Origin of the sequence: Bombella pollinis (assembly GCF_026385485.1) — a bacterium.
Lineage (GTDB): Bacteria > Pseudomonadota > Alphaproteobacteria > Acetobacterales > Acetobacteraceae > Bombella > Bombella pollinis.
This window is the reverse complement of sequence record NZ_JANIDX010000002.1, coordinates 82,261-98,401: the sequence shown is the minus strand read 5'-3', so window position 1 is coordinate 98,401 and position 16,141 is coordinate 82,261. Positions and strand designations below refer to the sequence as shown.

The following is a 16,141-nucleotide window of genomic DNA, read 5'->3' as shown; positions in this document are numbered from 1 at the left end:
AGGCGGGCTTTTTCTTAACAAGATGCTGTATGTTCGGGTGAGAGAGGGAGAACGGGACGAATTGTATGGAGTGCCGCGCTCAAATCTGTATAACGGCCAAGCTCATGCTCTCTTAGGCAATCCATCAACACCCATTGCGGCCCCTCTAAGCGGATGAGATAAGCAGGGTCTGCATTTTCCCGTACCCAAATCACAATGAGAGGGGAAGGCTCCTCAACCATAGTCTCAATCGAGGCATCAAGAATCCCCATCGGTTCGCTCGCGGTTAGCCATTGGGCGAGATAGTGATGATGGCGCGGGAGAATCTTCTGACGAAAAGGGATGATAATGGCAGAGCCCTGTTGGGCGGAGGAGGCAGTAGCGGCACGATCTGCCACACGAAACGCTTTTTGAGCCATGTCAGCATCTCCTTTTATAAGAACGGGCAATTGTGCTGCCACATTCCTCTATGAACATCCTCTTAAAGCTGTGCGTGTTATGCAAAAAATGAATGGAAACACGCAATCCTTATGAGTTGGTTCCTATTTTGCAATCCTACCATGTTTTGAGCGCATGACTAGAGGGAAGTTACCATATTGTTATCGATAATACTTTTTTTCCCAGCGGCGATGTAGCCAGAGCCAATCACTCGGCCGTTCTGTAATCCATGATTCCAGTTGGTCATTAAGATGCTGTGTTAGATGATGGATTTTCTCTTGGCGGGATGAGGAAGGGGGAACCATCATGTGTGGGTCTAGACAGGAGCAGACCTCTAAGGTAAGGCGTGCAGGCCCATCTCGCCAAACCCGGCCGGTGATGATTAAGGCATTAAAGCGTAGGGCCAAGGCAGCTGTGGCGGGGGCTGTCATGGTGGGGTGGCCGAAGAAGGAGACCTCTATCCCGTCATTCATTTTCTGGTCGCCTAATACACCAAGATGCCCACCCTTAGCGAGGTGACGTATGGCTTCTAACGCCCCTTGCTTGCCTTTAGGAAAGAATGGCACGGGTTGATTAACAATATTGCGGCGTAATTGGCAGAGGAGACGATCAACCAATGGGTTGTTCGGTGCCCGGTAAAAAGGGGAGAAAGTAAGGCCATAACGCGCCACAATAAGGGGCATGAGTTCCCAATTCCCTAAATGGCCGGAGAAGAAAATAATAGGCCGTTGCTGCGCACGGGCATGGTGTAAAATATAGTCGTTTAGGACATGCCATCCCGGCCCGTTATCAGGGTGAGCGGGCAAGCGTGCAAGATGGGGGAATTCTGCGAAAGTACGGCCTAGATTCTCCCAACAATTATAGATGATGGCCTGTCGTTCTTCCTTGCTCATGGAGGGGAAGGCGCGTTGGAGATTGACCATCGCATTATGGGAGGAGGGCAGAAAGCGACCCAAAGAACGCGCTATCATCCCCCCAAGGGTCGAGGCAAAAGCGGGGGGAAGTTTGCTAAAGCACCATAACAGCCCGTTTAAACCCCACGCTTCTAAATGAGTCTTCATGTTTTAGGGGTTTAGCACGACATGAAGCGGTCCAGAAGCTCCTCTTGCAGGGCGGGATTATGCCATGTGGGTTCAATTTTAATGGTGGTAATGCATTGCTGAAAGAGAGACGGCAGTTTCACATTATCTTTTTCAGTCGTGACTAAGACCGTATTAGGTGTGTGGGTAAGCTGAGCAAGATGCTGAAGGTCACGTTCGGAGTAAATATGATGGTTGGGGAAAGAGAGCGTTCTTAAAATGGTTAGATTAGCCTCACGGAGCATTGTGAAGAACTTCTCCGGCCTGCCAATGCCTGCAAAGGCAATAATGTTACGCCCTTTGAGCTGGTGAATGGCAGGAGAGGGTGTGAGCTGGCCTTTTAATAAAGGTAAGGATTTAGGTAATTGCTCGGCTATGTTGTGGGTATCCTCTCCAAAAAGGACGGCTGCATCTAAACGCGGTAAGGCCTCGGCCAATGTTTCCCGCAAGGGGCCAGCAGGAAGAAGGCGTTGATTACCAAAGCCCGCAGGGCCGTCAATGGTGAGGATGGCTAAATCTTTATGGAGGGTGGGGTCTTGCAGACCATCATCCATAATAAGGCAATCAGCCCCGGCTTTAATAGCCTGTTGGGCATTGGCGTAACGGTCGGGCCCACGCCATGTTGGGGCTAGCTGAGCGAGTAGCATAGCCTCATCCCCGACTTCTATCGCCTTATCATGTTGGGGATGTATGTGCCCCGTCTTTTTGGAGCGGCCCCCATAGCCGCGCGTAATGACATGAGGATTATGCCCACGTTGGATCAGCTTTTGGAGGATATGAAGCGCAAGTGGCGTTTTACCCGTCCCGCCCACGCTGATATTGCCACAACATAAGACGGGCACAGATACTTTAAGAGACGGTTTTTTTTGGCGATGGTGGCTGAGAGCTTCCGTCACTTTGCTGGCGGGGAGCAGAAGGTTAGAGAGGCTACTTGGCTTATCGCCTTGCCAGAAAGAAGGAGCAGTCAGTTTCATCACTTTTCCTTATGGCTAAGGATTGTGGTAAGAATAAGGCATGAAATATCATGGCTAATATGAGTGCGTTTTAAAGGCGGGGGAGCTGGGATGACGGGCTTTATAAGCCATTGGGTTAAGGCTTCTTGCCCCTCTAAGCGATGGAGGAATGTGGCATATGTGGCACAAATATCCTGCCAGTTTTGCATATAGGGTCCACAGGCTGTAGGACGATGAAAACGCAGAGATTCCAAGGGGTTATGTCCTCCGCCGGGTGGGCAGAGAGAATGACCAATAAAAACACGCTCAGCTAAGTGGAGGAATAAACCGACCTCACCTAATGTATCGATAATCCAGAGGCTCTCATTATGGTGTGGTATGGTGTGTTGGGAGCGGCGTGGGGCCTTAAAGTGGGTCGCTAAAGCTGCTCCACGCTCTGGGTGGCGGGGAATGATAACGGTAAGGAGGTTAGGTCGTTGTTGACGGGCTTCTTGCACAGCGGCAACGATGAGGTCTTCCTCGCCTTGGTGGGTAGAGGCCGCAACAAAGAGAGGGCGATCGCCAAGCTGTTGGCGTATATGTGCGGCTTCTGTGGAATCAAAAGAGAGGGGGGGAGCATCTTCCTTTAGGTCTGCTGGTGGCAGCAAAGAGGTTATGCCGAGCTGTGCGAAGGCACGTTCATCAGCATGGCTGCGTGGCATAATCCAGCGGCAAGGGCGTAATAAGTAACGCAAAAGAGGGGCTGCCAACCGCCAGCGGCGGGCAGAACGCGCCGAGAGCCGCCCGTTGAGTAGCATAACAGGGATATGTTGTCTTCGGCAGAGGCATAGCAAACCCGGCCATAATTCACTCTCTATCAGGACTAGCCCATCAGGTCGCCAATGGGTGAGGAAGCGACTGAGCAAATGAGGGGCATCGTAGGGGATAAATTGATGCAGCAAGCGGCCTTTATAAGGGGGAGCATGAGCTGTAATGACTTGCCCGCCCGTAAGGGTTGCTGTTGTTACCAAGATGGTAAGAGTGGGCTGGAGCTTTAAGAGCGCATCAATCACAGGAAGAGCCGCGCGGCTTTCCCCTACACTTGCGGCATGGAGCCATAAAAGGGGCGCGTTAAGAGGCGGGCGTGGCTGGGTGGGCTGGCCAAAACGCTCTTGTAGGCGGGAGCCATCTTCTTTGCCAATGCGTAAACGGGTACGGGTATGGCGGCATAGCCATGGCATGGCCATATAACCAATGAGAGACCAAAGGCACAGGAGAGGGGCAAAGCGCATAGGGGGCTATCTTTTCCCGGTGGTGCATTTTCGCATCATCTGCCGTAGAACAACACCGGATGAGGCGGAAAACAATGTCGTGAAGGCAGTGTCCTCTTGCCGTGCGGCCATCCTTGTGCAACGAGATGGCCCAATTTATTACATATGCTGGACCATTCTCAAGGGGGGACCATGTCGGAGAAAGAATCTCATACGCTAGAGGCAACAGCCAAGGGGACACTCATGGCAGGCAAGCGTGGTGTCGTGATGGGTGTGGCGAATAAGAACTCCATCGCATGGGCCATTGCAAAATCTTGTGCGGACCAAGGGGCGGAGATTGCCTTTACCTACCAAGGCGAAGCGTTGGGGAAACGGGTACGCCCCCTAGCGGAGAGTGTGGGTTCGGAGATGGTGTTACCCTGTGATGTGGGTGATGATGCCGCTATTAATGCCACCTTTGATGAGATTGAGAAGAAGTGGGGCAAGATTGACTTTGTCGTCCATGCGATTGGCTGGGCTGATAAGCAATATCTACGCGGGCGTTATGTTGATACGCCACGTGAGGCTTTTCTTAAAGCATTGGATATTTCATGCTTCTCCTTTACCGCTGTAGCGCGGCGTGCCGCAGCGATGATGAATGAGGGTGGCTCTTTATTGACGCTGACTTATCTCGGTGCAGAGCGTGTAATGCCGCATTATAACGTGATGGGTGTTGCCAAAGCCGCTTTGGAGGCCTCTGTGCGGTATATGGCGGTGGATTTAGGGCGCGATAATATCCGGGTGAATGGGATTTCCGCCGGTCCAATCATGACATTAGCGGCTAATGGGATTGGGGATTTCCGCTATATTCTGCGTTGGAATCAGATTAATGCCCCGCTGGAGCGGAATGTATCGCTGAAGGATGTTGGTGGCTCTGGGTTGTATTTTCTCTCCGACCTTTCCGCTGGTGTAACTGGCGAGATTCACCATGTGGATTGCGGCTATAACATTATCGGCATGAAGAACCCAGAAGCCCCAGATATGACCCTATCCTCAGAGGATTAATAGCTATGTCAGAGAACAGCTTTGGGCGTTTGTTGCGTGTAACAACATGGGGGGAAAGCCACGGGCCAGCGATTGGCTGTGTGATTGATGGCTGTCCCCCGCGTCTGAAGCTGTCGGAGGAGGACATCCAGCCTTGGTTGGATAAAAGGCGGCCCGGCCAGTCGCGCTATACGACACAACGGCGCGAGGCTGACCAAGTGCGCATCCTCTCCGGTGTGTTTGAAGGGCAGACGACGGGAACGCCCATCTCTTTGATGATTGAGAATACGGATCAACGCTCCAAGGATTATGGGGAAATTGCCCAGCAATATCGTCCCGGCCATGCAGATATCGCGTATGACCTTAAATACGGCATACGCGATTACCGTGGTGGCGGGCGGTCCTCCGCGCGCGAGACGGCTATGCGGGTGGCGGCAGGGGCTGTGGCGCGCGTGATCTTGCGGGAGCTTGTGGGGCCGCAGCTCGTCATCCGTGGGGCATTAACGGCGATTGGCCATCAAAAGGTGGATTATGCGCGCTGGGCATGGGATGAGGTGGAACGCAATCCCTTCTTCTCCCCCGATGCGGCGATTGTTCCGCAATGGAGCGAGCAGCTAGAGGCTGTGAGAAAGGCCGGTTCATCCATCGGGGCGACTCTTGAAGTTGTGGCAGAAGGGGTGCCCGCCGGTTTGGGGGCACCCGTTTATGGCAAGTTAGATGCTGAACTTGCGGGCGGCTTGATGGGGATTAACGGCATTAAAGCGGTCGAGATTGGTGACGGCATGGCTGTTGCGGCTCTACATGGGCATGAGAATGCTGACCCTATCCGGCCTTCGGAATCGCCTTTAGAGCCCGTGTTTTTGAGCAATCATGCAGGTGGGATTCTGGGAGGAATCTCAACAGGACAACCTATTGTTGCGCGCATGGCCATTAAACCGACCAGCTCCATCCTCATCCCTGTCCCAAGCATTAATCGTGCTGGCGAGGCTGTGGATGTGATGACGAAGGGACGGCATGACCCTTGTATTGGGATTCGAGCTGTACCAGTGGCGGAGGCGATGGTGGCGTGTATTCTCGCTGACCAGCTTTTGCGGAATCACGCGCAGTGCGGATGGCTTTAAGAGGCGACTCTTAAAGTCGGGTTATAAGTTATAAAAACAATATATAGTGTTCTAAACCATTCTTTAATAGCTATATATCGGCATAATCACAATTATCTGCAAAAAACAAGCCTTGAAATGTGCCCCTTATACATGGGAGATGAGGGTACTCAACGGACTATAAAAGAACTCAGGATAAGGGGCTCGATTCATGACAACGCCTGACGTGCAGACAGCCGCGCGGCCATCGGGTAAGGCGACAGAGCCTGAACTTTTTGCAGAGAGAGTGCAATTACCGGGGCGTCATCCTGTTTATATAAATCCAGAACGGGATGAACGGCTGACGGCGTTTGGCCGTGCCACTTTAGATGACCGCTATCTGTTAGAAGGTGAGACGTACCAAGGGTTATTTGCCCGTGTTGCCTCGCGTTATGGGGCGGATGAGGGGCACGCGCAGCGTATTTATGATTATATGTCGCGCCATTGGTTTATGCCCGCAACGCCTATTCTCTCCAATGGGGGGACGAATCGTGGGTTGCCAATTTCTTGCTTCCTTAATGAGTCTGAAGATAGCCTAGAAGGGATTGTCGGGCTCTGGAATGAGAATGTCTGGCTTGCGGCAAAGGGCGGCGGGATTGGCTCTTATTGGGGTAATTTGCGCTCCATTGGGGAGAATATCGGCCGTAATGGGAAGACCTCTGGGGTGATCCCCTTCATCCGGGTGATGGATAGTTTAACACTCGCCATTAGTCAGGGGAGTTTACGCCGTGGGTCCGCCGCTGTTTATCTGCCGGTTTGGCACCCTGAGATTGAGGAGTTTATCGAGATGCGTCGCCCCACGGGGGGGGACCCGAATCGTAAGGCTCTAAATCTCCATCATGGTGTTTTGCTTACAGATGACTTCATGCGCGCTGTTGCGGGTGATGAGGAATGGGCTCTGATCTCCCCGAAGGATCATAGTGTGATTCGGAAGGTCTCGGCGCGTGCGTTATGGATTCGTCTGCTTACGGCGCGGATGGAGCAGGGCGAGCCTTATATCGTCTTTTCCGACACGGTGAATCGCGCACGGCCAGAGCATCATCGTCTTGCGGGGTTGGAGGTTAAAACCTCTAACCTTTGTGCGGAGATTACCTTGCCAACAGGGATAGACCATCACGGCAAGACACGCACAGCGGTGTGCTGCCTCTCCTCTTTAAATCTCGAATATTGGGATGAGTGGAAAGATGAGCCGCACTTTATTGAAGATGTGATGCTCTTTTTAGATAATGTCCTTCAGGATTTTATCGATAATGCCCCTAACGATATGGAGCATGCACGTTATGCCGCCATGCGGGAGCGTTCGGTCGGCTTGGGGGTTATGGGCTTTCATTCCTTCTTGCAGTCGAAGATGATTCCTTTTGGCAGCGTGATGGCCAAGGTGTGGAATAAGAAGTTCTTCCAGCACATTGCCGAGCAAACAGCCGCAGCATCACGCGCTCTTGCAAAAACGCGTGGCCCATGCCCCGATGCGGCAGATTATGGGATTCAAGAACGGTTCTCTCATAAGATGGCTGTTGCACCGACAGCATCTATCTCCATCATTGCGGGGAATGCCAGCCCCGGGATTGACCCAATTAGTGCGAATGTCTTTTTGCAAAAAACGCTCTCCGGCTCCTTTACAGTGCGGAATCGCCATCTCGCTACGCTGTTGCAGAAATATGGGCAGGATACGGATGAGGTCTGGTCTTCCATCACGTTGAGTAAGGGCTCTGTCCAACATTTGGACTTCCTCTCTCAGGATGAAAAAGATGTCTTTAAGACAGCCTTTGAGATTGACCAGCGTTGGGTGATTGAGCATGCGGCTGATCGTGCGCCGTTCATCTGTCAGTCGCAATCGGTTAATCTTTTCTTGCCGGCAGATGTGCATAAGCGCGACCTTGTGCGTATTCATTACGAAGCGTGGAAAAAAGGTGTAAAATCTCTTTATTACTGCCGCTCTTTATCCATCCAACGGGCTGATACTGTTTCCAATATGGCGGTGAAACGCGATATCATGGAGGGTGATGATGATCACCTCCCTCAAGCCACACCGCGCCATGCAGAGAGTGGGGCGGGGAGCTATGAGGAATGTCTCTCCTGCCAATAAGAGCAGCAGCGCGTTAGGATAGAAGGTCTCAGATATGACAGAAGCAACTCCGTTACCAGAAGCCCCAGAGTCTGCCGCGCAGGCAAATTTGCTTGTGGAGAATCCGGTTTATAAGCCCTTCCGTTATCCGTGGGCTTATGATGCTTGGTTGACACAACAGCGTTTGCATTGGTTGCCAGAGGAAGTGCCCCTCGCTGAGGATGTAAAAGACTGGCACCGCAAACTCTCCGAAGCAGAGCAGAACCTTGTGACGCAGATTTTTCGCTTCTTTACGCAAGCGGATGTAGAGGTGAACTCTGCTTACATGAAGTATTACAGCCAGGTCTTTAAACCGACCGAAGTGCTGATGATGCTCTCATGTTTTTCGAATATTGAGACGATTCACATTGCTGCTTATTCCCATTTGTTAGATACAATCGGGATGCCAGAGACGGAATATTCCGCTTTTCTGAAATATAAAGAGATGAAGGATAAGTATGATTACATGCAATCCTTCAATATTAATAGTAAGCGCGAGATCGCCAAAACAATGGCTGCTTTTGGGGCCTTTATGGAAGGATTGCAGCTTTTTGCATCCTTTGCCATTTTGCTGAACTTCCCGCGCTTTAATAAATTGAAGGGGATGGGGCAGATTGTTTCATGGTCTGTGCGAGATGAAACACTGCATTGCCTGTCTATGATTCGCCTGTTCCGTACATTTGTGCGGGAAAATCCGGAGATTTGGACAGAGGATTTCCGTGCCGAGTTGGTGGAGATTTGTCGCCAAACGGTTTCGCATGAAGATGCGTTTATTGAGCTTGCTTTTGAGATGGGACCTGTAGAAGGCCTCTCAGCTCAGGAAGTGGAGCGTTATATCCGCTTTATTGCCGACCGTAGGCTAACCCAGCTTGGGTTGGACCCTATTTATGGCATTGAGGAGAATCCGCTCCCTTGGGTTGATGATATGCTCAATGCGGTGGAGCATACGAACTTTTTTGAGAATCGCGCTACAGAATATTCACGCGCCTCTACTCAGGGCACATGGGAAGACGCCTTTGAGAGTGGTGTATTTGATTAAACCCTAGAAGCTGTATGATATGAGTGTCTTATGGGCAAAACGTATCTTGACCATATCTCCGTAGCCGCTCATATGATGTGCACATGTTAATCGGGGTAAGGGGGCATGCTCTGCGCGTTATGGTGATGCCGTAATAGCGGAGCAATAACCCTCTAACCTTGTTCGCTTTGCAGGGTTATGTGTAGCTCAAGCGGATAGAACTGGAGTTTTGCGTTTTGGTATCTTCCTCATCGGGGTCTCTGGCTACATCTAGCGGTGAGGCTATGAAGAAAGAGGTCAAAGGGGAGGATGCCCTAAGAGCCCTTTCCGCTTACCTTGCTGATGATATGGTTGCCTGTAATCAGGCCATCATTGATAGGATGCAAAGCTCTGTACCGTTAATTCCGCAGCTTGGCGCGCATTTGGTCGCAGCGGGGGGGAAGCGGTTGCGCCCGTTGCTTACTTTGGCTTCTGCTCGGCTATGTGGCTATGGTGAGAGGCCGGATGAAACCCGTCATATAGGTTTGGCTGCTTGTGTGGAATTTATCCATACAGCGACCCTCTTGCATGATGATGTGGTGGATGAAAGCACCTTGCGGCGGGGTATGGCCTCAGCCAATGCCTTATTTGGGAATAAGGCCTCTGTGCTGGTGGGGGACTTCCTATTTGCGCGCTCTTTCCAGCTTATGACGGCCGATGGCTCATTGGAGGTTATGGCTATCCTTTCTGCAGCCTCGGCAACGATTGCGGAGGGTGAAGTGCTGCAAATGTCCACGCAGAATGATCTTTCGACCTCCATTGAGCGTTATTTAGAGGTGATTCACGGCAAAACCGCTGCTCTTTTTGCCGCAGCTTGCCGTGTTGGAGCTGTTGTGGCGCAGAAAGACCGTAAGGCTGAGCTGGCTTTGGAGCAGTACGGTACGAATCTGGGCATGGCCTTCCAGCTTGTGGATGACGCGTTGGATTATGCGGCAGACCAACAAATATTGGGCAAAACAGTGGGGGATGACTTCCGCGAGGGGAAAATTACTCTGCCTGTTCTTGTAGCTTATGAGCGTGGGACGGAAGATGAAAAGCAGTTTTGGAAGCGTGTGATTGAGGATACAGAGCAAACAGAGGCCGACTTGCCTCATGCTTTGGAGGTCATCGCGCGGACAAAGGCTATCAGTGCTACGATTGAGCGCGCACGCATCTATGCTCAGCAAGCGGTAGAGGCTTTGGTGGACTTCCCCGAAACTCCCCTTAAAGCCTTATTGAGGGAGACGGTTCTTTATACCGTAGAGCGGGCCCGTTAGGGGAGAAGCTGCCATCCATTTGTAAAGCCTAACCAGGCAATATGCTGAGCAAGGTCTGCCCCGTGAGGTGGTGGAGCGGTAAGGAAGAAGCGATCTGGTGGGGTAGAGGGTACGGCTGTTAAAGGGCCTTCAGTAACATCACTTAACCGCCGTAGGGCTTGTTGGGCGACAGCGGGGGCGGGGTCCAACCACATCATACCGGGGGGACCAAGACGCTGGAAATATGGCATCAAAAAAGTGTAATGGGTACAGCCAAGGCCAATAGCATCAATGTTGCTGCCGTCTGATTGTTCAAAGAGAGCCGCTAATTCATGCTGTACGGATTCAGGCTCTAGAATCTCACCGCGGAAGGCACGTTCTGCCATAGTGGCGAGATGGCGAGAGCCGTGGATGATAAGCTTACAATCTGCTGCATAATTGTGATGTAATTGCGCAAGATAGGGCCGGCGGGCTGTTGCGCTGGTGGCGAGTAGGCCGATGGTGCGCGTTTTAGACACACGCCCAGCCCAGCGGATAGGTGGCACGCAGCCAACAATAGGTAAGGTGAGTGTCTCTCGCAGAGGGGTGAGGGCTAAGGTACTTGCGGTATTACAGGCGATTATGACCAGAGTGGGTTGTAATAAAGCGCAGGCATGGCGGATAAGCTGGGTAATGCGCTCTCGCAAGAAGTCATCATCTTGCTCCCCATAGGGAAAGAGTGCTGTATCAGCGAGATAATCTAGCGTGAGGGAGGGGGCGAGGCTCCGCAGAGCCTGCACCACCCCAAGCCCCCCAATACCGGAATCAAAGACAAGAATACGAGGGGGTGATGTATTCGGCATCAGTGAATCCCTATAAGGCGTAGGTCTTAGCCTTGTTTAAAAGCGAGGGCTTCTTCTGCGCTGCTAACACCGCCATGTGCTTTGGACCAACCGCAAGGGTCTTCCAAAAAGCGGCGGACTTCTGCGCTATCCTCGGTGGAGAAATATTGTCCATCTGCACAGGCTTCTAGTACGTCCCACCACGTGCAAAGCGCATGGAGGCTAATGCCCATATCCTGTAAGGTTTTTTGCGCACCGGGGAAGACGCCGTAAAAAAAGACCACAAAGGTATGGTCCACAATCGCCCCAGCTTTACGCAGTGCGTTAGCGAAGCGAATCTTGGAGGCCCCATCGGTTGTGAGGTCTTCGACCAACAAAGTGCGCATACCCTCTGGCACATCGCCCTCAATTTGGGCATTACGGCCAAAGCCTTTGGGTTTTTTGCGAACATAGGCCATAGGTGTCATTAAACGGTCGGCAATCCATGCGGAGAAAGGAATCCCGGCTGTCTCTCCCCCCACAACGGCATCAATGCTCTCATAACCGATATGACGGCCAATCTTCTCCACGGCCAGTTCCATCAATTTTGTGCGGGCGCGGGGGAAGAAGATAATCTTGCGGCAGTCGATATAAACAGGAGATTTCCACCCAGAGGTGAGGGTATAAGGCTCACTAGGGCGGAAGTTAATGGCCTTAATCTCCAGCAGGATGCGCGCTGTTGTGAGGGCGGCATCGCGGTCCCATTGCGTGAGACGAGGCCCCAGAGTGGGGGCAGTGCCAGTTGAGGACATTATTCTCTCCATAATCTCGAAAAATGGTTCCTTTGGAGACATCTACCCGTTAGAAGGGGATAGGGGTAGGGGAAAGATGTCTTTTTTCCTATTTCTGTTATTGGTGACACTTTACTCTGTTATGTGTCAGAGCGATAAAGAGGGTACATCTTTATTTTTGCGGGTATCCTTCAGGAGAAACAGGGTATCGTAGGGGTTTTAGGATATGAAAGTTAACACTCGTCGCATTGGCCGCAAATGCGAACGCGCCGTAATTACAGCGTATCAAGAGTTACATGCTATGGGGCAGAATGAGATGAAGATTTTTGCCGCCTGTACAACTCTTTATAGGATTCATCATCCCGAATCCTCATTGCCTGAGGCACGGCTTTTAGTGTCGGAATGGATTGATCATCATATTGTTCGGCGGTCACAAGCTCCAACGCGTGGTTGTAACTGCCCGCCCACCCATCCAGACTAAGTTAACAAGATGTGCATTTAAAAAAGCGGAACTCCTCTCGGAGATCCGCTTTTTATTTGGGCGTATTTTATTTCTCTTCTTCTGGCAGCGCGTACACAACCAGCGCGTCAGAGACGGGGCTACGCATAAAGTGATGCCCCCCAGCCATGATAGCTACATATTGGCGGCCATTCACAGCATAGGTCATAGCGTTCGCTTGCCCGCCGCCGGGGAGAACATCCGTCCAAAGTGTTTTGCCGGTTTTCACATCAATGGCATGGAGCAGATTATCGGTAGAGGCACCGATAAAGGCAACACCACCAGCGGTTATCACAGGGCCACCATTATTAGGCGTACCAACGGTGAGAGGCAGACCAGTTGATAGGCCCCACGGCCCATTAGCGCGTGCTGTCCCGAATGGTTTTTGCCAAAGAACCTTATGGGCTTTGAGGTCAATCGCAGTGACCATGCCATAAGGCGGGGCATTGCACATAATCTTTGTAAAGCTATTCCAATAAGGTGTCACGACAATCCCATAAGGTGTTTGGGCCTGGGCACCATTACCTTCTGCACCACCGCCAGACGGGTTATATTGCGGAGAGTCGATAGGGATAAGCCCCATCTTATCGGCCACTTTACGGCTGACGAGCTGGTCATACATAGGTAAATTATTCCAATTCGCCAGTAAGATGCCTGTTTGAGGGTTATAGGCGACACTTCCCCAATCGCTTCCCCCGTTATAACCGGGATATTCCAACCATGGTTGCTTAATGGTAGGCGGTGTAAACTCACCCACATAATGCGCCTGACGGAACTTGATACGGCACGCTAGCTGGTCCAGCGGGGAAATGCCCCATGTTCCTTCCTCTGTCATTTTGGGGATACCAAGACGCGGTACCCCAATGGACCAAGGCTGTGTAGGGGAGCGTGGGTCATCCTTTACAAAGCCGGGGCTTGGGGCGGGTTTTTCCACCACGGGGAAGTCTGGCAAAGGTTTGCCCGTGCGGCGGTCTAGGATGAAGGTCTGCCCCCGTTTGGTTGGCATGATGAGGGCAGGGATGATGGTGCCATCATCAGCATGGTAGTCGAATAATGTGGGCTGAGAGCCAATATCGTAATCCCACACATCTTTATGAACTGTTTGGAAGACCCAGCGTGGCTCACCTGTGCGGACATCAAGAGCAACAACAGCGGAGGAGACTTTATTTTCTGCCTCGCTGCGCATTGCACTATAATAATCCGCAGCGGAGTTACCCGTAGGGACATAGACAAGGCCTAGGGCGTTATCGCCCGTCATTGCGGCCCAAGAATTAGGCGTGCCTCGGCTATAGAAATGGTCTTTATCAGGCTGATGGTGATTATCGGGATTATTGACATCCCACGCCCAGAGGAACTTACCGCTCTCAGCATCATACCCACGAATAACGCCAGAGGGAGCCCAGCGGCGTTGGCCATCTAACACCTCATGATTGACGACAATAACGCCATTAATAATGGGCGGCGGGCTTGTCATGGCGACAAAACCGGGGACAGACCATCCCATCCCCTGCATGAGATTGACCTGCCCCCCATGGGCGAAACTCTCGCATAATTTGCCATTTTCAGCGTCAACAGCGATGAGACGGTTATCCAATGTGGCTTCAATGATGCGATTGTGGCAGGGCTGGCCTTCCGCACTGGTGGAGGAGGTGTAATAGGTTACAGCCTTACAAGCAGCCGTGTAGGGGATGGCATCATAACTCTCATGAGAGTGGAAATGCCATTTCTCCTGCCCTGTTGCGGCATCAACGCGCATCATGTCGTTTGTGGCGGAGCAGAGATAGAGGGAATCCCCAACCTTAATGGGGGTTGTCTCTGCGGCCCATTTATTTGCCTTATCTTTTGGCGGAAGGCTGCCAGTATGATAGACGAAGGCCCGCTTTAACTGGCCAACATTTGCAGGTGTGATTTGGGTGAGCGGTGAATAACGGCTCGCTGAATCATCTCGGCCATAAGCGGGCCAGTCCTCTGGCTTAGGGTTGGCACTTTCCTGCGGGACAGCTTGTGGAAGCTGGTCGATGGGAAGCTCATCAATATCGGGCAGATTCGCCGCATTCACACCCGGTGCTTGAGGGGTGTTAGGGGAGGGGTCGTGGTAAATGCTGGGAGATGGATCGGCTGAGGAATCATCAGCATTGCCGGGGCCGGGTGTCTCAACTGACGGCGGAATCTGCGCCAGAGAGGGTGAGACAAAAAAGGAAGCCCCTAGGATTGTCCCAGTAAGCAGTGCGGTGAGTGCATAAGTATGTTTACGCATGAGGGTATTCCCTTTGCTTACGGACGAGGAAAAGCAGGGAAACCACGACAGGAATAGCCAATAAAGTAGGACCAAAAAGGCGTGGCAGCCATCCCCACCAATCAAACCCAACCTCATAAATTGTCCATGGGATTGTTGCTGCCCAAGCGAGAAGATAGAGCCATGCCCCAAGGGGCTTACGGCGGAACAGATAAAAGCCCGAGAGGAAAAGGACGATGCCGCATAGGATATAATACCATGATCCACCTAACCAAGCGAGCCAAACACCACCTATGATGAAATAAAGGCCAAAAAATAGAATGATAGCTGCGAGGGCAAAAATAACCCAATCAGCGAATCCTAATGAGGTTTTACGAGATGAGAGTGATGGCACGTTGTTGCCTCCAGTTGGTAGGGACCATGATTTGATATGAGTCAAAAATTAACAACTTGGAAAGTAAATATATAAGATAAAACCTATATCATTGAAAGGTTTTATCTATATTAGAATAGCAGGCTGGAGGCCGTCCGTGCTTATTTAGCCTGATTTTGACGTGCAATGATTTTATGTTTTGCGACTACTTCCCCCACAAGGAATGTGAAAAAAGCTTTTGTGAAGGCCATATCTAACCCAGCATCTTCAGCAAGTTTTTTTAAACGCTGGATTTGTTCTGCCTCTCGTGCAGGGTCACAGGCGGGGAGATGCGTAGCAGCCTTTAAATGCCCAACCTCATTAGTACAACGGAAACGCTCGGCCAGCATATAAATCAAAGCGGCATCAATATTATCAATGCGTTGACGAAGGATAGAAAGCTGCTGTGTGGCGTCAGAAGTCATTGAGATCAATCCATGCGAGATGCCCGCCTTTACCGGCACCAAGGTCCATAAAGATAGCCTTACCCCCCAAACGACCTGTTTTGTAAAGGGGGCGGCCATCAAGGGAGCGTCTATCATGGCCTACATAAACTGTAATGCCTTCTGGGATGCGGTTTATCCAACTTAATCGGCGTTCTGGGTAGCCATCAGGTTGGAGGCGGCTTGTAGTCTCCCCAAAGAGTGCGCGTGATAGCGGGGCGGACATATCAGCAAGGCCTGTTTCAGGCGGGGGGCCGGAGAGCATAGCTGTATGAAATCCCCCATGAACAAACAGTAAATTGCCAAGGCGTTGCCATGCTGGGGCTGTAGCAACGGCATGATAGGTCCGTTGGGCGAGGTCTTCCATGAGGGAGGCTTGGATTTGCTGTAATGTGGTCTCTAGCGGGAGGTCACGTCTTAAACGTCTTCCCTCTAAAGCGCGGCCTAATTTACGGTCATGATTCCCAAGAACAAACATGCCGCGTTCGGTTTCTTGTAGGTCCAGCATTGTCTCTAACACGCCGGCACTATCAGGCCCGTGATCCACGAGGTCGCCAAGTTGAATGATAAAACGTTTTGTTGCGATAGCGTGACGAAAGGCATTGAGGTCACCGTGGACGTCTCCGACAACGCGCAGCCCATACTTGCGAATACGGGATAAAACCGATTCGGCAAGCCGTGGTTCTGAAAAAATAGGTCGCTC

The 16,141-nt window shown here is 51.6% G+C and carries 16 protein-coding genes; 6 read left to right on the top strand and 10 right to left on the bottom strand.

Annotated elements, in window-relative coordinates:
* Window positions 1-14: 14 nt before the first annotated feature.
* From NQF89_RS02405 to NQF89_RS02390, 4 genes are all read right to left on the bottom strand, one after another.
* Complete coding sequence (locus tag NQF89_RS02405) at window positions 15-398, bottom strand: hypothetical protein (RefSeq protein WP_155573247.1); 384 nt, start codon at window positions 396-398, stop codon at window positions 15-17.
* Between the two features lie 180 nt (window positions 399-578).
* On the bottom strand, window positions 579-1,478 hold the full coding sequence (locus NQF89_RS02400; protein ID WP_266137423.1) for a lysophospholipid acyltransferase family protein: 900 nt from the start codon (window positions 1,476-1,478) through the stop codon (window positions 579-581).
* An 11-nt stretch (window positions 1,479-1,489) separates the two neighbouring features.
* Window positions 1,490-2,470 carry a tetraacyldisaccharide 4'-kinase gene (gene lpxK, locus NQF89_RS02395; RefSeq protein WP_155573245.1) on the bottom strand — a complete coding sequence of 327 codons (981 nt, stop codon included), beginning with the start codon at window positions 2,468-2,470 and terminating at the stop codon, window positions 1,490-1,492.
* Window positions 2,470-3,720 carry a 3-deoxy-D-manno-octulosonic acid transferase gene (locus tag NQF89_RS02390; protein ID WP_266137422.1) on the bottom strand — a complete coding sequence of 417 codons (1,251 nt, stop codon included), beginning with the start codon at window positions 3,718-3,720 and terminating at the stop codon, window positions 2,470-2,472. Before NQF89_RS02390 ends, lpxK begins: the two co-directional genes overlap by 1 nt.
* 171 nt (window positions 3,721-3,891) lie before the next feature.
* On the opposite strand from NQF89_RS02390, the gene fabI reads away from it, so the two are divergent.
* The 5 genes from fabI (at window position 3,892) to NQF89_RS02365 (ending at window position 10,278) form a co-directional block, all read left to right on the top strand.
* The gene (gene fabI, locus NQF89_RS02385; RefSeq protein ID WP_155573243.1) at window positions 3,892-4,743 is read left to right on the top strand and encodes an enoyl-ACP reductase FabI; all 852 of its coding nucleotides are present in this window, start codon (window positions 3,892-3,894) and stop codon (window positions 4,741-4,743) included.
* 5 nt (window positions 4,744-4,748) lie between these two features.
* Window positions 4,749-5,843, top strand: coding sequence for a chorismate synthase (gene aroC, locus NQF89_RS02380; protein ID WP_155573242.1), 1,095 nt, complete (start codon window positions 4,749-4,751; stop codon window positions 5,841-5,843).
* A 190-nt stretch (window positions 5,844-6,033) separates the two neighbouring features.
* Window positions 6,034-7,947 carry a ribonucleoside-diphosphate reductase subunit alpha gene (locus tag NQF89_RS02375; RefSeq protein WP_266137421.1) on the top strand — a complete coding sequence of 638 codons (1,914 nt, stop codon included), beginning with the start codon at window positions 6,034-6,036 and terminating at the stop codon, window positions 7,945-7,947.
* 34 nt (window positions 7,948-7,981) lie between these two features.
* Window positions 7,982-9,004, top strand: a complete 1,023-nt coding sequence (locus tag NQF89_RS02370; protein ID WP_099027077.1) for a ribonucleotide-diphosphate reductase subunit beta — start codon at window positions 7,982-7,984, stop codon at window positions 9,002-9,004.
* A 263-nt stretch (window positions 9,005-9,267) separates the two neighbouring features.
* Window positions 9,268-10,278 carry a polyprenyl synthetase family protein gene (locus NQF89_RS02365; protein ID WP_155573529.1) on the top strand — a complete coding sequence of 337 codons (1,011 nt, stop codon included), beginning with the start codon at window positions 9,268-9,270 and terminating at the stop codon, window positions 10,276-10,278.
* Here NQF89_RS02365 and NQF89_RS02360 read toward each other — a convergent pair.
* Together NQF89_RS02360 and NQF89_RS02355 are read right to left on the bottom strand one after the other, a co-directional pair.
* Window positions 10,275-11,099, bottom strand: a complete 825-nt coding sequence (locus tag NQF89_RS02360) for a glutamate racemase (protein WP_155579364.1) — start codon at window positions 11,097-11,099, stop codon at window positions 10,275-10,277. The two genes, NQF89_RS02365 and NQF89_RS02360, sit on opposite strands and share 4 nt — an antisense overlap.
* A gap of 26 nt (window positions 11,100-11,125) precedes the next feature.
* Window positions 11,126-11,881 carry an orotate phosphoribosyltransferase gene (locus NQF89_RS02355; protein ID WP_099027253.1) on the bottom strand — a complete coding sequence of 252 codons (756 nt, stop codon included), beginning with the start codon at window positions 11,879-11,881 and terminating at the stop codon, window positions 11,126-11,128.
* Window positions 11,882-12,074: 193 nt separating this feature from the next.
* Between NQF89_RS02355 and NQF89_RS02350 the strand changes: the two genes are divergently transcribed.
* On the top strand, window positions 12,075-12,329 hold the full coding sequence (locus NQF89_RS02350) for a hypothetical protein (RefSeq protein ID WP_155573238.1): 255 nt from the start codon (window positions 12,075-12,077) through the stop codon (window positions 12,327-12,329).
* Window positions 12,330-12,396: 67 nt separating this feature from the next.
* Here NQF89_RS02350 and NQF89_RS02345 read toward each other — a convergent pair whose 3' ends face one another.
* From NQF89_RS02345 to NQF89_RS02330, 4 genes are all read right to left on the bottom strand, one after another.
* Window positions 12,397-14,604 (bottom strand): pyrroloquinoline quinone-dependent dehydrogenase, encoded by a 2,208-nt coding sequence (locus NQF89_RS02345; RefSeq protein WP_266137420.1) that lies wholly within the window; start codon window positions 14,602-14,604, stop codon window positions 12,397-12,399.
* Window positions 14,597-14,977 (bottom strand): glycerol dehydrogenase, encoded by a 381-nt coding sequence (locus NQF89_RS02340; protein WP_266137419.1) that lies wholly within the window; start codon window positions 14,975-14,977, stop codon window positions 14,597-14,599. The genes NQF89_RS02345 and NQF89_RS02340 overlap by 8 nt, the downstream gene beginning before the upstream one ends.
* Window positions 14,978-15,117: 140 nt before the next feature.
* Complete coding sequence (locus NQF89_RS02335; RefSeq protein WP_370513446.1) at window positions 15,118-15,426, bottom strand: chorismate mutase; 309 nt, start codon at window positions 15,424-15,426, stop codon at window positions 15,118-15,120.
* Window positions 15,410-16,132, bottom strand: coding sequence for a metallophosphoesterase (locus NQF89_RS02330; protein ID WP_266137495.1), 723 nt, complete (start codon window positions 16,130-16,132; stop codon window positions 15,410-15,412). The genes NQF89_RS02335 and NQF89_RS02330 overlap by 17 nt, the downstream gene beginning before the upstream one ends.
* Window positions 16,133-16,141 lie beyond the last annotated feature (9 nt).

Coding starts and splice junctions, on each gene's coding strand:
- NQF89_RS02345 (WP_266137420.1), bottom strand. CDS start 14,604: ATGCGTAAACATACTTATGCACTCACCGCACTGCTTACTGGGACAATC.
- NQF89_RS02360 (WP_155579364.1), bottom strand. CDS start 11,099: ATGCCGAATACATCACCCCCTCGTATTCTTGTCTTTGATTCCGGTATT.
- NQF89_RS02400 (WP_266137423.1), bottom strand. CDS start 1,478: ATGAAGACTCATTTAGAAGCGTGGGGTTTAAACGGGCTGTTATGGTGC.
- NQF89_RS02370 (WP_099027077.1), top strand. CDS start 7,982: ATGACAGAAGCAACTCCGTTACCAGAAGCCCCAGAGTCTGCCGCGCAG.
- NQF89_RS02355 (WP_099027253.1), bottom strand. CDS start 11,881: ATGGAGAGAATAATGTCCTCAACTGGCACTGCCCCCACTCTGGGGCCT.
- NQF89_RS02375 (WP_266137421.1), top strand. CDS start 6,034: ATGACAACGCCTGACGTGCAGACAGCCGCGCGGCCATCGGGTAAGGCG.
- NQF89_RS02405 (WP_155573247.1), bottom strand. CDS start 398: ATGGCTCAAAAAGCGTTTCGTGTGGCAGATCGTGCCGCTACTGCCTCC.
- fabI (WP_155573243.1), top strand. CDS start 3,892: ATGTCGGAGAAAGAATCTCATACGCTAGAGGCAACAGCCAAGGGGACA.
- lpxK (WP_155573245.1), bottom strand. CDS start 2,470: ATGAAACTGACTGCTCCTTCTTTCTGGCAAGGCGATAAGCCAAGTAGC.
- aroC (WP_155573242.1), top strand. CDS start 4,749: ATGTCAGAGAACAGCTTTGGGCGTTTGTTGCGTGTAACAACATGGGGG.
- NQF89_RS02365 (WP_155573529.1), top strand. CDS start 9,268: ATGAAGAAAGAGGTCAAAGGGGAGGATGCCCTAAGAGCCCTTTCCGCT.
- NQF89_RS02350 (WP_155573238.1), top strand. CDS start 12,075: ATGAAAGTTAACACTCGTCGCATTGGCCGCAAATGCGAACGCGCCGTA.
- NQF89_RS02390 (WP_266137422.1), bottom strand. CDS start 3,720: ATGCGCTTTGCCCCTCTCCTGTGCCTTTGGTCTCTCATTGGTTATATG.